12 protein-coding genes and 1 pseudogene are annotated in these 16,256 nt (G+C 46.5%); 4 read left to right on the plus strand and 9 right to left on the minus strand.

The window, feature by feature from the left end; all coding sequences use genetic code 11:
• The 4 genes from QTO00_RS11650 to QTO00_RS11665 form a co-directional block, all read right to left on the minus strand.
• Positions 1 to 709, minus strand: a 709-nt coding sequence (locus QTO00_RS11650) for a response regulator transcription factor (RefSeq protein ID WP_443088920.1), incomplete at its 3' end; no start/stop codon positions are given.
• Positions 710 to 815: 106 nt separating this feature from the next.
• Positions 816 to 2,435: a VRR-NUC domain-containing protein gene (locus QTO00_RS11655; protein WP_331424976.1), complete on the minus strand. Its 1,620-nt coding sequence runs from the start codon at positions 2,433 to 2,435 to the stop codon at positions 816 to 818.
• 63 nt (positions 2,436 to 2,498) lie between these two features.
• Positions 2,499 to 3,731: an L-lactate MFS transporter gene (locus tag QTO00_RS11660; RefSeq protein ID WP_331424966.1), complete on the minus strand. Its 1,233-nt coding sequence runs from the start codon at positions 3,729 to 3,731 to the stop codon at positions 2,499 to 2,501.
• A gap of 232 nt (positions 3,732 to 3,963) precedes the next feature.
• Positions 3,964 to 5,424: a DUF3360 family protein gene (locus tag QTO00_RS11665; RefSeq protein WP_331424967.1), complete on the minus strand. Its 1,461-nt coding sequence runs from the start codon at positions 5,422 to 5,424 to the stop codon at positions 3,964 to 3,966.
• A gap of 365 nt (positions 5,425 to 5,789) precedes the next feature.
• Here QTO00_RS11665 and QTO00_RS11670 point away from each other — a divergent pair, with 365 nt between their 5' ends.
• Positions 5,790 to 8,351 (plus strand): DUF294 nucleotidyltransferase-like domain-containing protein, encoded by a 2,562-nt coding sequence (locus tag QTO00_RS11670; protein WP_331424968.1) that lies wholly within the window; start codon positions 5,790 to 5,792, stop codon positions 8,349 to 8,351.
• Here the strand turns inward: QTO00_RS11670 and QTO00_RS11675 are convergent, their stop codons facing one another.
• Positions 8,352 to 9,794: an electron transfer flavoprotein-ubiquinone oxidoreductase gene (locus tag QTO00_RS11675; RefSeq protein WP_331424969.1), complete on the minus strand. Its 1,443-nt coding sequence runs from the start codon at positions 9,792 to 9,794 to the stop codon at positions 8,352 to 8,354. It lies immediately after the preceding gene.
• A gap of 110 nt (positions 9,795 to 9,904) precedes the next feature.
• On the opposite strand from QTO00_RS11675, the gene QTO00_RS11680 reads away from it, so the two are divergent.
• Both QTO00_RS11680 and QTO00_RS11685 read left to right on the plus strand, forming a co-directional pair.
• Positions 9,905 to 10,657 (plus strand): electron transfer flavoprotein subunit beta/FixA family protein, encoded by a 753-nt coding sequence (locus tag QTO00_RS11680; RefSeq protein ID WP_331424970.1) that lies wholly within the window; start codon positions 9,905 to 9,907, stop codon positions 10,655 to 10,657.
• An 11-nt stretch (positions 10,658 to 10,668) separates the two neighbouring features.
• Positions 10,669 to 11,625 (plus strand): electron transfer flavoprotein subunit alpha/FixB family protein, encoded by a 957-nt coding sequence (locus QTO00_RS11685; protein ID WP_331424971.1) that lies wholly within the window; start codon positions 10,669 to 10,671, stop codon positions 11,623 to 11,625.
• Between the two features lie 62 nt (positions 11,626 to 11,687).
• On the opposite strand, the gene QTO00_RS11690 is transcribed toward QTO00_RS11685, so the two are convergent.
• The 3 genes from QTO00_RS11690 to pdhA are packed head-to-tail and all read right to left on the minus strand — an operon-like array spanning position 11,688 to position 14,912.
• Positions 11,688 to 12,833, minus strand: a complete 1,146-nt coding sequence (locus tag QTO00_RS11690; protein ID WP_331424972.1) for a dihydrolipoamide acetyltransferase family protein — start codon at positions 12,831 to 12,833, stop codon at positions 11,688 to 11,690.
• The gene (locus QTO00_RS11695; protein ID WP_331424973.1) at positions 12,830 to 13,813 is read right to left on the minus strand and encodes an alpha-ketoacid dehydrogenase subunit beta; all 984 of its coding nucleotides are present in this window, start codon (positions 13,811 to 13,813) and stop codon (positions 12,830 to 12,832) included. The genes QTO00_RS11690 and QTO00_RS11695 overlap by 4 nt, the downstream gene beginning before the upstream one ends.
• Positions 13,806 to 14,912, minus strand: coding sequence for a pyruvate dehydrogenase (acetyl-transferring) E1 component subunit alpha (gene pdhA / locus QTO00_RS11700; RefSeq protein ID WP_331424974.1), 1,107 nt, complete (start codon positions 14,910 to 14,912; stop codon positions 13,806 to 13,808). The genes QTO00_RS11695 and pdhA overlap by 8 nt, the downstream gene beginning before the upstream one ends.
• Positions 14,913 to 15,480: 568 nt before the next feature.
• Here pdhA and QTO00_RS11705 point away from each other — a divergent pair.
• Positions 15,481 to 16,053: a hypothetical protein gene (locus tag QTO00_RS11705; protein ID WP_331424975.1), complete on the plus strand. Its 573-nt coding sequence runs from the start codon at positions 15,481 to 15,483 to the stop codon at positions 16,051 to 16,053.
• On the opposite strand, the pseudogene QTO00_RS11710 reads toward QTO00_RS11705, so the two are convergent.
• Positions 16,037 to 16,256 (minus strand): annotated as a pseudogene (locus QTO00_RS11710) (hypothetical protein); the annotation flags it as partial. The gene QTO00_RS11705 and the pseudogene QTO00_RS11710 sit on opposite strands and share 17 nt — an antisense overlap.

The raw sequence follows: 16,256 nt of genomic DNA on the forward strand, positions 1-16,256 counted from the left end.
GGATTCGATCTTGAGGCATTCCTAGCTCAACTAAGCTCTTTCTTATTCTACTTAAATGCATATCTAAGCTTCTGTCATAAGGGCTGAAATCTCTTTCTAATACCATTTGGTATAAGTACGGTTTGCTTTGTACCGAACCGTAGTTTTGAACTAGCGTCCAAAGGAGTTTGAACTGAATAGGGGTGAGCATCACTTTTTGGCTTCCATTGACAGTCACCTCATGTGCGTTGCGATCTAGCTTGAGTTCGCGATGTTCCAAATATCGACTTGAATCTGGGTTTTGGTTCATCCCTGCACGGCGGAGGATAGCTTCGATTCGAAGGCTTACTTCAGTAAAGTTGCAGGGTTTACTAATGTAATCATCAGCGCCAAACCTAAGTCCTCGGATACGGTGTTCTTCTGCACCATACGCTGTCAACATGATTACTGGGGTGTTTGAGTGGGCTCGAATGTAGTTAAGTAATCCAAATCCATCCACTTGAGGGAGATTAATATCAAGGATAATCAAATCGAATTGCTGTTGGCTTAACGTGGTCAACGCTAAGGCTCCACACTGTATGTTAGAGACTTGGTAACCCTGTTTACTTAGCAACGCTGTCAGTTGCCCGTTGAGAAGAGGGTCATCTTCAACGAGCAAAATACTTGGATTGAGCTGAGATTCACTTGTTTCTCTGTGTTCGAAGTGCGTAGGGGAGTAGCTACTTTCCAACATAGACAAATCCTTTTATTGATAATTATTTTCATTATCAATAAAAGCAGGGCGGCTTTCAATATGATCGCTGAGATTATTACTCGACAGCTAAATGGCTAAATAGTTAAACGGACAAGGCGCCAACGTAACAAACGGCAAAAGGAACATTGAGTTTGATAAACTCCCTAAACCACCGCCACTGGTTATCTTGAAGTTTGTCTCCGGGGCCTTTAACTTCAATCCATTCAAACTCGCCATCTTTAAACGCGATAAGGTCTGGCATTCCGCTCCGGTAAAGCTTGAGATCCGTCAGCATCACCTTAAACAACGAAACAACAAGGTTGCGGGGGATATGTTTAATACAGCTTTGAAGTAACTCCAAGCTAAACCCAGACCAATGAACAAAAGGGTTAGCGACACCAAACTTCGCTTGGTACGTTTGTGTAAGATTAGCGAGTCCAGATATGGAAATGTCGTCAAATACTTGGTCGATTAGCCCTTGGCGCTTGCTGGCAAAATCGCTGTGATAAAGGTCTAACGGACGATACTGGTAGCGATTAATAAAAGCCCCTTCAATGGGTGCGAACAGAATATCCCAAAACGCTAATCCAAATAAACCATTAAGTAACAGGTTCTCACTATAGAAAACCTGATAGCCTAATTGCTCAAAATGCGCTTTGACTGCTAGCTCGACCCTCTGTTGGGATAGGTCTAATTTAAGTTGGTACTCTTTAATTGTCGGTTTTGCTGCACGTGGGACACGTTGGCCGAGCTTTCTTTTAACCCTATCCGCTAGTTTGGTTGCGACTTCCAGTTCAGCGACGTCGTTGGGCGATTGAATAATTGTAGTGACAACGTCACGCATTGCATCAGTTTGGTCTAGCTTGTCATAAATGCGCGCTTGGCGTTCACGTGAAGGTGGCAGTGACGTTTTATTAAACCAATCCAGCGCTTCAGTGTGCTTCCCTAATCGTTCTAGGTCACGGGCAATGTCGTTAATTAGGTGTTGGCGTTTTCTTTCAAGGTAAGGATGCTCAATAGGACGCTCAAGCTTGGTTAGTATATTGAGTAGCGAGTCGGCATCTTTTCTATCTGAATCAAGATAGTGTGATTGTACCTCAGACAGTTCAAGAAGTTGGTTTAGCTCAGTTCGGCTAGCGAAAAAGCGCCTCTCTTTGCTGAGCTGATAGTTTTCAAATTGATGTAAACCTAAGTCATCTAGAACAAATTGGCTAAGGTCTTGATGAGTGTTAGCAAAGAATAGAGCGAGCAGTACCTTGATGACCGTCGGCTGCTGGAGTTTTACTATGGTAAACGGAAGTTGCGCAAAACGAGTGAATTTCTCAACCGGAACTCGCGCGATAATTTGATCTTTACGCAGCGACTTATCATTGATGGCAAATAGAGTGGTTATCTCTGGTTTGGTTAATAGCTCTCTGGCTAGGGTATCTGAGCAAACATCGCCATTAATAGTAGCGAAACCTTCCCCATCTAGGGTTTTAAGGTGGGGGAGTACCTCGCCTATTTCACCATAGCGTAATTTATCAGAACGGAACCATTCACCTTTACGAGAAAGAAGGCGTACCAGCAGGCACTGAGCCGGTTTGGCGAGCTTTTCGAAACGCGATATCCATTCATGTTCTTCTTCGGTGAGCAGGTCTGGGTACCACTCTAAAGCATGCTTGGTAAGTTTGGTGAAGTTAGTCAGATAATAATCAGGCGCAAGTTCGATAGGGTCAGGCATAACGGCTAGATACAAAAAAGGCTCAACCCTAAGGTTAAGCCTTTTCGCTAGTAATTCAATATATTAAGCGTTTTTAAGCTCAGCAATTTTCGCTTCGGATAGAGGGCGAGTCACAAACGCTAGCACGATACAAACAGCCATCATTACTGCAGAGATAGTGTAAGCCAGGCCATAACCTTCGCCGTTAGTCATAGAGAAACCAACAACTGCAGCACCGATTGCACCACCGATACCCCAAGCTGTGTATAGCACACCGTAGTTAGTACCGTAGTTCTTTAGGCCATAGAATTCAGCGGTTAGGGTTGGGAATACTGCTAGAAGTGTACCGTAGCCCACTGCCGCGATAGCCGTACCAATGATTAGTGTGAACTCAGACTTAAACGTAGCAAATAATACCATGTTTACGCCCTGTAGAACGAAGGCTAGAAGTAGAGTGCGTACGCCGCCGATCTTGTCTGCAAGGATACCTGCAGCAACACGACCGCCTGAGTTAAACACCGCTAGGATAGACGCTAGGTAAACCGCGTTTGGCAGGTTAGCTTGCACGCTTGCGATAGTCGTGATGTTACCGATGATCATTAGACCAACAGAAGCAGCGAACGCGTACATGATCCACAGAGAGTAGAACTGAGGCGTTTTTAGCATTGCTTTCCAAGTTAGGTCGTCAGATTTTTTAACCGCTTTAGGTGCTTGGCCTTGCTTAACTTTTGGTTCAGCAGGTGTGTAATCAGCTGGTGGGTTGTTGATTGTCGCTGCCAGAGGAACAGCAATCACAAGTACGCCAACACCTAGAATCATAAAGCTTGTTTGGATGCCCATGCTAGTGATTAGCGCTGAAGTCACTGGTGCTAGGTAGATAGCAGCAAGACCAAAGCCTGCGGCGATAATACCGTTAACCATGCCTTTCTTAGACGCGTGGAACCACTTCATCGCAGAAGGAGACAGACAAGCGTAACCAAAACCGATACCCGCACCAGTGATAACACCAAAGGTAATGTTTAGCATAAGTGGTGAATCGACAAAGCCAGATGCGATCATACCTAGACCTGTTAGTACAGTACCTAGGATAAGGATCATGCGTGGACCCATGCGGTCTTGTAGGATACCAGCAACCAGAAGACAGATAGAGAAAGTGATCGTTGCTGTTGCGTAAGGCGCTGAAGCTTCAGCCGCGCTCCAACCTGACTCGGTCACTAATGCTTTGTTGAATACACTCCAAGCATACAGGATGCCAAGACAAAGGTTGATACAGAATCCCGCTAGCAGGATGCGCATAGCTTTATCAATCTTGCTCATTTTTCTTCTCGTTTGTCCTCAAGAGAGGATCGGTTAACAGGTCAATTGCTCAAATTAAGTTTGCGTTTATCAACATAAAGCGCAATGGGCGCGAATTATAACCGAATAAAGTGTGATTGGAATCTCTTTTTCAACTTATTTTAATATTTCTCCAATCTTGTTGAGTATTTGTGTCTGGCGCTTGTTTGAATGGTGCTTGAGGTAATGGTTATCTAGAGAGGTATAACTGACCCTAGTTTCCGATTAGAGCCGGGATACCTGGAAGTTGACCTACAAGAGCAAGTGAACCCACACAAATGACAAACGCTAGACCCGGAATTAGGTACTTATCTTTTGCCGAAAGCTCTTTTGCTCTCTCGTGATCACCAATTAGGCCCATGTTATCGAGCAGCATTGTCGTTGCCCAGCCAAACACAGGGTTTACGAATGCACAAGCGAAAATACAGATACCTGCGCTTAGTGAATCTTTATGCTTGTGGATCATCTGCATACCGGCTTCTAGCAGTGGTAGGAACACACCAACAATTAGTGCTACGCGTAGAACAGGTTCCCACATTGCTAAGTCCATCGGGTAGCCGATTACCGCCGCAGCAATACACATAACGCCAGTCAGTAAGGCACCTCCAGGGATTGGACGTTTGGCAATCGCCGCTGGGATCATGTAAGTACCCCAAGAGGATGCTAGGTTACCACCACCGAGGAAAGAACCGATACCTTGACGGATTGAAGCAACCATCATGGTGTCATCGACGTCCATTAGAACGCCTTTCGCTTCTTTCGGGTAATTAAGTTCTTGGAAAACGCGGTGACCTAAGTAGTCTGGAGACCACATTGCAACAGCCAGTAGCGCAAATGGCGTTACCGCAATAAAGTGCTCTAGATTTGGCCAACCAAGTTGCCAACCAGTGTCTTCACCCCACCAGTAGAACGGGCTGAAGTGTGGTAAACCCGGCTCGGTAGTAAAAGCGAAATCTGCCCCTAGTACATAAGCAACGATACCCGCGATGAGAGAGCAGAGTGGGATTGCCAACCAGCGCTTGTTGATCTTAGCTAGATAGGCGTAAACCGCTAGAGTGACACCGATAACCGCAAACGAAATGTAGCCTTGATCAGTGCTCGCAGCCCACGCTTCGGTTTTATTTATTTGACCAATCAGACCGACCGCACCTAAATAGATCAGCAAGCCACCCCTTACACCAACGCCAGTAAGCGTCATTAGTTTTGAACCGCCCTTGGTATAAGCGAGAATAAAACCAAACATACATACCATGATACCCAGAGCGAGTGGGTGTCCACCCGCAGCCGCAATCAAGGGTATCAATGGAATCATAGGGCCATGAGTACCCGCCAAATTCGAGTTCGGGTTTAAAATAGCGGAAAACAGGATGACAAATAGAGCGCCAGCGATCAGTAGTTCATAACGAACGTTTTCTGCGACGAACTCCGGTGATAAGCCAAATTGCGCTGCAAATACGGCTACCATCGCGGTCACCATGACCACTTTACCAATGGTTGCCGCTAGTGCAGGTACGAGGTCTTCAAGTTCGACACTGTAATCGCGCGAAGGTAAGTGAATACCCCAACGTCGAAAATTCATAATTTTTAGATCGTGGTTGAGAAACTCTTCTCGGCTCTCAAATTCATGCGCTTTTTTACGCATATCTCTGTAAAAGGTTTTACTTTTGTTAGACATTTCGTCTTCCTTTGGTGTGAGTCGAAGTTGAACCATGTCAATGAGTGCTCCACTTACACTTGGTATACTGACCTTCGATCAGTACGAGACGACATCCCAGACGCTACCAAGTACCTTATCTTATTGAAAAGGCGGGGCAAACACGGATTCACTTCGTTGATGACGACAAGACAACTCTTGGGCATCTTGTCAAAAATCACGTCAAAACAATGGGCTCATACTAGAAAACGGGATTAGTGCGATTATTGATTTCGGTTAACTAACGCGTTGAAGCGATAGCCTGAGTGATTGTGTTGTAATAAAAATGCTACGCACTGCACACTTTTGATTGTTTTATCAATATGCAAAGGAATGACTAAAAATCGATGAAAATTTCTGAACATGCCGATCGCACAGAGCAACTCTACGGAATTCGAGGAGAAGATATTCATCGATGGATTGATGGTTTTTTTGATTACAATGGTGAAGAGCATAATGACACCATGGCGAGAGAGGTTGAGTATGATCCCTACTCTCACCGAAGGTTTCGTCACTGCAAAGAGGCGTTGGCGGAAGCGATCAAAGAGTTTGGTGATTGTTACACAAGCAGTGAAATTAGGAATGTATTTGAAACCCATATCCGTGACGATTACCACGGTTATCTGCCTACTCGCACCGATTTTGAAAATGGTTCTTTTACTGCCAAGTACCACGATACTTGTCACGAGGCCGAGTTAGGTGAGGTCTTGGATGAAAGCGAACTTGCGGATTATTTCAGCGGCTTAAACGCCGTGCATAGTGACCAACAATCTCCCTTCAACCGATTTGGGTTGCGGATAGTTTTACCCACGGTGAGTGCGATTGTGTTGTTCGTGACGGCTATCTTTTATCTAATTTTGCCCTTAGTTGAAAAGTCGATGGTCGACCAAAAACAACTGATGCTCAAAGAACTAACTTCTTCGGCGGTAAGTGTGGTTGATAGTTATATTCAGCTTGAGCAAAGCGGCGCGCTCAGTATGCAAGAGGCGCAAGAACAGGCGGCCGAGAAAATTAAAACCATGCGTTATGGTCCACAGAATAAGGACTACTTTTTTATTACTGATATGCACCCACGCATGATCATGCACCCATATCGAGGCGACCTAACGAATCAAGATCTTACCCACCGCTTTGAAAATGAGAGCAGTGATGATTATCCGATCTTTGTTGAGATTGTTAAGTTAGTCAAACGCTCACATGAAGGCTACTTAGAGTATCTTTGGCAATGGAAAGATGACGAGACAATTACTGCGCCTAAAATGACTTATGTCGAAGGAGTAGAGGAGTGGCAGTGGATTGTCGGCACCGGGGTTTATCTTGAAGATGTACAACAAGAGATCGATCGCTTAGAAAGCACGCTTTATCGAGTGTTTGTGGCAATTACAGTAGGCTTAGCGCTGATTCTGTTTTATGTCATGGCGCAATCGAAAGGAATTGAACGTCGTAAACTGCGCGCGGAAATGGCATTGCATGAGGCAAAAAACCGTTACAAAGCCTTGGTCGAGTCGTCAAATGAGGGCTACATTCTAGAAGCCGATGGTAAGATTGTTTTCTCGAATACTCGTCTTCATCAACTCCTTGGTTACACGGATACAGAGCTCAAGTCGAAGACGATTTGGCAAGACCTATTTTCTAGTGCCGCTCAAAACAGCCAAGTATTGGAGCACCTGCTACAGCTCTTTCAGCATGAGGCGGAGCCTGCAGAATTTGAGGCGCAAATTGTCACGAAAAGTGGCCGTGAAATAGACATTATCCTCAGTACTTCGCGGATCTTCCTGTCGGAAAAACTCGGCCATGTCATTTCTTTTCGCCCTATTGTACGCAAAGTGTATGGCGGCAGTTTTAGTTCTACGAGTCCTAGTGGTAACTATCACAAAACTGGCGCCAGTATTGTCTCAGACATTGAAACCGGAGATAGCCATAGCCATGTCATTGAGTCGCTCAACCGACTAACGGACCTGATCCGTGAAATGATCGCATCAGGCTCGCGTCCTGACCATTTGCGTCAACTGATCGGTAGTACTTATGACGCTGCCATCTGCCGCTTTATCGAGTTAACCATAGAAGAGATTGGTGAACCACCGGTACCATTCTCTTTCTTATCGTTTGGCAGCAACGCTCGCCACGACATGACGCTGTTCTCCGATCAAGACAATGCGATTGTGTTTGAAACACCCGATGACCAAGACCTTAAAGCCACCCGACGTTATTTCCTTCATTTGGCAGAGAAGGTGTGTGCGATGCTGAATCAGGCGGGATATCGCTATTGTGAAGGTCTGATCATGGCATCAAACCATCAATGGTGCTTAAGTGAGAAAGAGTGGCAGGCTAACTTCACACGTTGGGTGGAAGACGCTTCACCAGATACGATTTTAGAGCTCAATGTATTCTTCGATATTCGCTCAACATTTGGTGACGTAAGACTTGCGGATGGCATTCAAGCCCATATTCAAAGTTTGTTAGAGAAGCAGCCCGATTTTCTGGTTACCTACGCACAAAACTGTTTGGCACACACAGTTCCACTGGATAGTGCAGGTGAGCTAGTGACTGAGCAGCACGAAGGGCGTGAAGTGATTAACCTTAAGGATTGTTTGCGGCCAATGGAGATTTTTTGTCGACTGTATGCACTGAAACTCGATATCCGCGAGAGCAATTCTATTCAGAGACTAAAGGCCATTTTGGCTGCTCAAGAAATTGATACTAAAACTTATCGCGAGATGGTGTATATCTTCGATCATATCTGGCAACTGCGTTTTATGAATCAGATCATCGAGTACAGCGATTTAAGACTAATCAACGACATGTTAACTGTCTCTGAGCTAACGATTCTTGAGCAGCAGAATTTCAAGAATGTGCTGCAGCGAGTTTCCATGTTCCATGATAAGGTGCAGCAAGACTTTAGGCTGTAACTACATCGCGGTATAGTTTGGGCCACCGCTTTCTGGCGGAACCCAAGTGATGTTTTGCGACGGGTCTTTGATGTCACATGTTTTACAGTGCACGCAGTTAGCTGCATTGATTTGTAGCTTGGTTTGACCGTTGACTTCAACCACTTCGTAAACTCCAGCTGGGCAGTAACGTTGGCTTGGTTCATCAAACAAGGTTAAATGCTGAGTGATGGGGATTCGCTGGTCAGCTAGGATGAGATGGCAAGGCTGATCTTCTTCATGAAAGGTTGAAGAGAGGTACACCGAAGAGGCTTTGTCGAAGCTGAGTTTTCCATCGGGTTTTGGGTAGACTATGGGCTTGCAACGAGAACGTTCATACAAGGTTACATAGTCAGCTTGTGGGTCTGTGATATCCCAGCTTGACGTTCCGCCCGTTAGTTTATGCCAAATGTTTTGTTCAAATAGGCTCAGTGCTCCGCCTGCTAGCAAACCATATCTATGAATCGCACCGCTAAAGTTGCGATGTTGATTGAGTTCTTCGTACAGCCAAGAATGACGGAAGAGTGACTCATAGTCTGCTTCTCGGCTTTGCGTATTGATTGCCTCAAACACGGCTTCAGCGGCTATCAATCCGGATTTCATCGCAGTATGGCAACCCTTGATTTTTGCTGAGTTAAGTGTGCCGGCATCACATCCAATTAATAGTCCACCACTAAATTGTTGCTTGGGAAGCGATAACAGACCGCCTTTCGCGATCGCTCGTGCGCCGTAGGCAATCCGTTCTGCCCCTTCGAGGTATTGTGCAAAGCTAGGGTGGTGTTTAAGCCGCTGAAACTCATCAAACGGACTGAGATAAGGGTTGCTGTAGTTGAGATCAGTAATTAGGCCAACCGCAATAAGATTCTCTTCTAAGTGGTATAAAAATCCTCCGCCAGTCGCGCCTGATTCAGTCAGAGGCCAACCTGTGGAATGCACCACTAACCCCGGTCGATATCTTGAGTCCTCATCGGGCAACTTCCAGACTTCTTTAATGCCCAATGCGTAGTGTTGTGGCTGGCGGTCTTTGTTGAGTTTAAAGTGTCTGATCAGCTGTTTTCCTAAGTGGCCACGGGCGCCTTCGGCAAAGATGGTCTGTTTGGCGTTGAGTTGAATACCCGCCTGAAAGGTCGACTTTTGCTCGCCGTTTTTGTCGATTCCCATATCTGCGGTTATCACTCCCGTGACCTCTCCGCTAACTGGGGCGCTAAGCTGTTGCCAGCTTGGAAATAGTTCATTGAGCGCTTTGGTTTCAAACACCGCTCCAGAGAGAATATGCGCGCCAACTTCAGCACCTTTTTCGATCACGCAGATAGATAGTGGTTGTTCAGATTGCTGAGACAGCTGAGCCAGTCGACATGCCGCACAAAGCCCTGCAGGACCTGCGCCTACAATCACAACATCAAAGTCCATGCTTTCTCTTTCCATCTTGCTCGACCTTTAGTTTTCCGTGCAGCCTGTTACTAAATATAGTTACAGTTGACGTAAACGTAAACTTTACTAAGCTCAAACTACACACCCAGTTATTGGAGCGAGTAATGAAAGTACTGGTAGCCATTAAACGTGTTATAGACCCATACACCAAAGTTCGAGTAAAGGCAGACAATTCAGGGGTTGAGACTGCGAACGTCAAAATGACGATCAACCCATTTTGTGAAATTGCCGTTGAGGAAGCGATTCGACTCAAAGAGTGTGGAGTGGCCAGTGAGGTGATTGTTGTTTCTATTGGTATTGCGAATTGCCAAGAACAGCTAAGAAGTGCCCTTGCTCTCGGTGCTGACAGAGCGATTCATCTCGATACAGAGCAGTTTTGCCAACCTTTGGCTATCGCGAAACTGCTTAAAGTGGTTGCTGAACGTGAAGAGGCGCAACTTATCCTACTTGGCAAACAATCTATCGATAGCGACAACAATCAAGTCGCTCAGATGCTCGCTGGACTGCTAACTTGGCCACAGGCAACGTTCGCGTCCAAACTAAAGGTGGAAGGTGATTCTGCTGCCGTAACTCGTGAAGTGGATGGTGGATTAGAAACCCTTCAACTGACTCTGCCTGCGGTGGTCAGCACTGATCTTAGATTAAATCAGCCTCGCTATGCCTCACTACCTAACATCATGAAAGCGAAGAAAAAACCTTTAGAAGTCATTGATGTGTCATCACTGTCTGTTGAAATATCGTCTTCGCAGCAGACTCTAAGTGTTGTCGCACCTACGAAGCGCGAGGCGGGTGTAATGGTTGGCAGCGTGGCTGAGTTAGTCGACAAGCTAAGAAATGAAGCTAAGGTCATCGACTAAGGAGATGAGTTATGAGTGATGTTAAAGTCTTAGTTCTAGTCCAGCATGATGGCACTGCGATAGCGGCGGATACTCTCTCAACTATGTCGGCAGCAAAGTCTTTGCTCGATGTCACGGGTGGGGGAGACGTTGATGCTTTAGTGATGGGCGGTGAACTTGGTGATTTAGTTGAACAATTAAAGCAATACTCGGCATTCAATCGTATTCTGGTTGCGGACCATATCGCATATAAAGATGGGTTAGCAGAGAATTGTGCTGAGTTACTCAAGCAGGTTGCCAGTGACTATAGCCATGTACTGGCTCCAGCAACGACATTCGGTAAGGATTTGCTACCAAGGGCTGCGGCACTGTTAGATGTGGATCTGCTGTCGGAGGTTATTGAGATTGAAAGCGCTGATACAGTGCTGAGGCCAATATATGCAGGCAATGCGCTTGCCAAGGTTTGCACTAAAGATCCGATTAAATTGATGACGATACGGTCTACAGCATTCGAGAAAATGCAAACTGGTGGCCGTGGTGAGTCAGACGTCATAACGCTAGATACTGTGATTCAGAGCCACAACACTCAGTTAGTCAGCAGAGAAAAAGAGCAATGTGATAGGCCAGAGCTAACCAACGCTGAGGTGGTGATATCAGGTGGCCGTGGAGTCGGCAGTAAAGAGAACTTTGCCATGATTGAACACCTAGCCGATAAGCTCGGCGGAGCGATTGGCGCATCAAGAGCAGCGGTGGATGCTGGCTTTGTCACTAATGATCTACAGGTGGGGCAAACTGGTAAAATCGTCGCGCCTAATCTGTATATTGCAGTAGGTATATCGGGGGCGATTCAACACATTGCTGGGATTAAAGATTCAAAAGTGATTGTTGCAATAAATAGCGACCCAGACGCGCCAATATTTGAAATCGCTGATTATGGGCTCGTCGGAGATTTATTCGAGATCTTGCCTGAGTTGATTGACTCGGTTTAGTTGCCGAGTCGGTGTAAAACTTAAGGGAGCACGATTTGGTGCTCCCTTTTTATTGCTAATGGTTAGTCGGTTGGTTTTTGCAAATGCTCGACGAGCTTCTTGGTAAACCGAGCGGCTTCGCCACCAGTACAGGCCCTGTGGTCGAAAGTAATCGACAGCGGCATGACCTTGACCGAAACAGGTTGATCATCTTTCAAGATTAAACGCTCGATGATGCGGCCTGCGCCAACAATGGCGACTTGCGGGGGAGAGACGACAGGAGTGGCGAAAATCCCAGCAATTGCACCAAAGTTAGACAGGGTTATGGTCGCGTTCTGCAGGCTTTCTCTACCAATTTTACGCGCTCGAATTCCTTTGACAGTCTCATCGAGCCAACTGCGAATCTGCTCTTTGTTAAATTTATCGGCATGCTTAAGTACGGGCACGTAAAGCCCGTGGCTGCTGTCTACGGCGATGCCGATATTTACGTTGCTATGCACGCAGCGAGTCATGGTCTCGGCGTCAAACCAAGCGTTAAGGGCTGGCTCTTGTTTGCAGGCGTAGACTACGGCTTTGATAAGACGGCTAGAGATGTCTTCGTTTGAACTCCCCCCCCCTAAGTTAGCCTCTTCGGTAATGGTCACCGCTGCGACATGATGATGAGATTCAGACATGGTCGAAACCATGGTTCTTCGAGCACCTTTCAGTACCTCTGTGCCAGGGCTTTGTTCGCGGGCTTCATTGTAGATGTCGTTGTCGGTGATCATGCCGCCGGGGCCACTTCCTTTGACTTTATTCAGCTCTACGCCAAGCTTTTTCGCAAGCAGTCGTGCAGAAGGTAAGGCCGTGACCAACTGTTCTGTGGAAGGGGCATGGGTACTGCCTATCCAGAAATCATCAACATCGACCTGATGAGAGATTTGGGAAACATTGCCGACAACGGTCGCAGCATCGTGTTGTGTGGTTTGAGTGGCATTCGAGCTTACCAGCTCAGGTTGTTCTTCTATCTCAAGGAGCAGTGCGCCTATGTTAATCACATCGCCTGCTTCGCCATGGCGACTGACAACCAGACCCGAGTAAGGAGCCGGTACTTCAACAACCGCTTTGGCGGTTTCGACGGTTAATACAACTTGGTCGAGTTCGACGGAATCGCCAACGTTAATGTGCCATTCAACGATTTCAGACTCGGCTAGACCTTCTCCGAGGTCAGGTAATAAGAAGCTTTTCATTTCCAACCCTCCACCAGCTCACGTGCAGCCAGCACAATATCTTGCTCCTGGATCATGAAGTAATCTTCATTGCGGTAATAAGGCATAATGACGTCGAATCCGGTCAACCTTCGTGGCGGTGCTTTGAGCAAACACATTGCATGTTCAGCGGTTCGTGCCAATATCTCTGCACCAACACCACAGGTTTTACTTGCCTCGTGTACGACCAAGAGTCGGCCCGTTTTTTCTAGTGATTTGAGTATGGTATCCATATCGATAGGCTTAATTGAAGCAAGATCAATCACTTCGGCCTCGATGCCTTGTGAGGAAAGGGTTTGAGCTGCTTGCAGCGATTCAACAACACAGGCACCCCATGTAACCAAGGTGATATCGCGTCCTTTTCTTAAGGTAAAGCAGGTATCAAGGGGAAGTGCTTCGCCGCTATTGACGACTTCGAATTTCACAGTGCGATAGATGCGTTTGGGTTCGAAGAACATCACCGGGTCGTTGCTACGAATGGATGCGAGCAATAACCCATAGGCGCGTTGTGGCGAAGATGGAATGACAACTTTAAAGCCAGCGGTATGGGCGAACAGAGCCTCGATACTCTCAGAGTGATGTTCGGGGGCGTGGATACCGCCACCAAAAGGCGCTCTGAAAACAGCAGGGCAAGTTAGTCGTCCTCGAGTCCGATTGCGCATTCTCGCCGCGTGGCACATCAGGTGCTCCAATGCAGGGAATACAAACCCTTGGAACTGAAACTCTGCTACAGGCCTTAGACCTTGGCTTGCCATCCCAACTGCGACACCACCAATCAATGCTTCTGCTAGGGGAGAATCTATCACCCGTTTTAGACCAAACTTCTCTTTGAGTCCGACGGTTGCGCGAAACACGCCGCCGTTGTCACCGACATCCTCACCTAAAACAACCACGCTTTGATCTTTGTTCATCTCATGGTGTAGGGCGAGGTTTACCGCTTCTACTAGTGTCAACTCAGCCATGTTTGCCTCCTTGCATGCGCATCGCTTTGTTGATCAGTGCGTCTCGCTGTTGGTTAAGTTCAGCAGGTGCATGTTCATAGAGGAAATCGAAGGCACATTCTGGTGCTTGAGGTGGCAGGTTCATGTAATGCTCAACCGCAGTCTCAACTTGCTCTTTACAGGCTAGTAGCCAAGTCTTTTCTTGCGCTTCACTCCATGCTCCTTCACTGATTAAGAAAGCTTTGAGTCGTTTAACAGGTTCATACTCCCACGCTTGATTTAGCTCATCGTCGCTGCGGTATCGACTCGCATCGTCGGCGGTTGTGTGATCGCTTAATCGATAACTGATCGCCTCTATAAGCGTTGGCCCTTTGCCTTTTCTCGCTCTATCTAACGCAGCGAGTACACTGTCGTATACGGCTACCACGTCGTTACCATCAACGGTCAAGCCATGAATCCCAGCCCCTTTCGCTTTGTCAGATAAGAAATCCGCCGCAGACTGCAGCGCTCGCGGCACTGAAATTGCCCATTGATTATTGTTTACGACAAACACTAAAGGCAGATTCCATGCACCTGCGCAGTTAATACTCTCGAGGAAGTCACCTTTTGACGTCGCTCCGTCACCACATGTCACTAGTGCTGCATGGTGGTGATGTTCAATTTTGAGCGCAGAGGCTACGCCAACCGCATGGGTGCATTGAGTTGCAATTGTTACGCAGAAGGGCAGGTCACGGCTGTGTTCAACAGATTCATTGTTTGATGGCATCACATGGAAATCACTGCCGCGCTCGTCACCACCCCAGTATTGGAGGTTCTTCTCCATCGGGATGCCACGAACCCACATTGCGGGCATGTCGCGGTAGTAAGGGATGAATACATCTCTTGGGTGCATTGCATGGCCAATAGCGACACCGTACGCTTCTGATCCTAGGTGGGAAGGGTAAGTACCGAGTTTACCTGTTCGTTGCAGTGCGACGGCCTTGCTGTCGTAGGTTCTGGTGAGGACCATATCCTTGTAGAAATTGGTCAATGTGGTTAAATCTGCCCATGATGGCAACTGGTTTACCGCCACCCCTTGGTGGTCAATAAATCGCAGCATGGGGAGTGTCTGAACATTCATTACTATCTCCTCGCTGTTTCGCTGAGATGGATCGCACCCTAGAGAAACGTTCTCTGACTTGCTGACCATGTTTCGGACTTACAAGCCAAGATAGATATTTAATTTTCATACATCCTGTTGTACCGCTCAGAGTAAAAGCGGTTCACTCTGATTGGCATCACACTTACGATTAAGTGTAACTAAAATGTTAAATTCTGCCTGTTTACCCCTCGAACAATCAGTAAAGTAAATCTTACAGTCACAAAAAATCTGGAGAAAAGTTCTAGTTGTAATCACTGAGTTTGTTAAGTTTTGGAGATAAATACTGTCCAATATGGTAGATGTAGGGCATAAAATTACGGCAAGCTATCTGTAACAGAGCGTGATTGGGATGCTGAAAATGAGTAAAAAAGACGGATTGTTTGACAACACTGTTTTGTAAAATTCACAGTGTGAAATTTTTGTTGTGAAATTGTAGTAAAAAACACGGTAGTCTACAAAACATACAAACCACCAAGCACAAACTAATTCAAACAACTGTATAGGATATTTGCTCTAAATTTTACCGGAGCTGCCAGAGGGAAAGACTATGAATATGCTAACTATCGATAAAACAGAACTACACAAAAATCATTCTACCTTTATCGCAGAAGCTGTCTTTGCCGTCGAAATGGTGAAAGCGGATGAGCAGTTAGAGAAGCAAAAGATGGCGAAGCAGTTACTTGATACGCTGTTCCCGCTAGAAAGTGGCTCTCACGAAGATGTAGTAAGCTACGAAATCAACTACCGCCATGTGCAGGCTTACTTTAAAAATGGCCAACATGCAGGATTAAAAAGAGCCAAACACTTTGTTGCTTACGCAGGTGAGAAATGTACTCCAGAGGCGATTTTGTTCCGTGATGAAAGCGGTACACATGTAGAGGTGACTATCGGCAAGCGTAAAGGCACGGGTAGCTTAGAGCTCGTTGATATCGAAGATATTCAGTTAGAAAGCTGCACTATCTTTAGCCAAACAGACAAGTGCCACGCATCAGGTGTTCGCCACTGGTTGAGCCTAGTTCGAGGCGATGAGCAGGGTCGCTCTATTGCATGCAGTGAAGACAAAGAGTTTACCGCGAAAAATGGCGATGACTACAACTTAGGATTTAGCTTCGCCTTGTAATACCACGAATATTCACAACCGAATTCCGTTTTTTGCCCCGCTTAGCTACAGCGGGGCTTTTTTGTTTGCCCAGCGAAGCTGGCAAACCCGTCAGGTTGAAAGAAACCTGAATCACCCCGACTGAGGGGAAGATAATCCGAATTGCAAGGGCGTTGCTGGCCAACGGCAGGGTCTGAAGGAAGCAATAGGAAGTTAACAGTACA

The sequence above is a fragment of the Vibrio sp. M260118 genome, assembly GCF_036533755.1.
Lineage (GTDB): Bacteria > Pseudomonadota > Gammaproteobacteria > Enterobacterales > Vibrionaceae > Vibrio.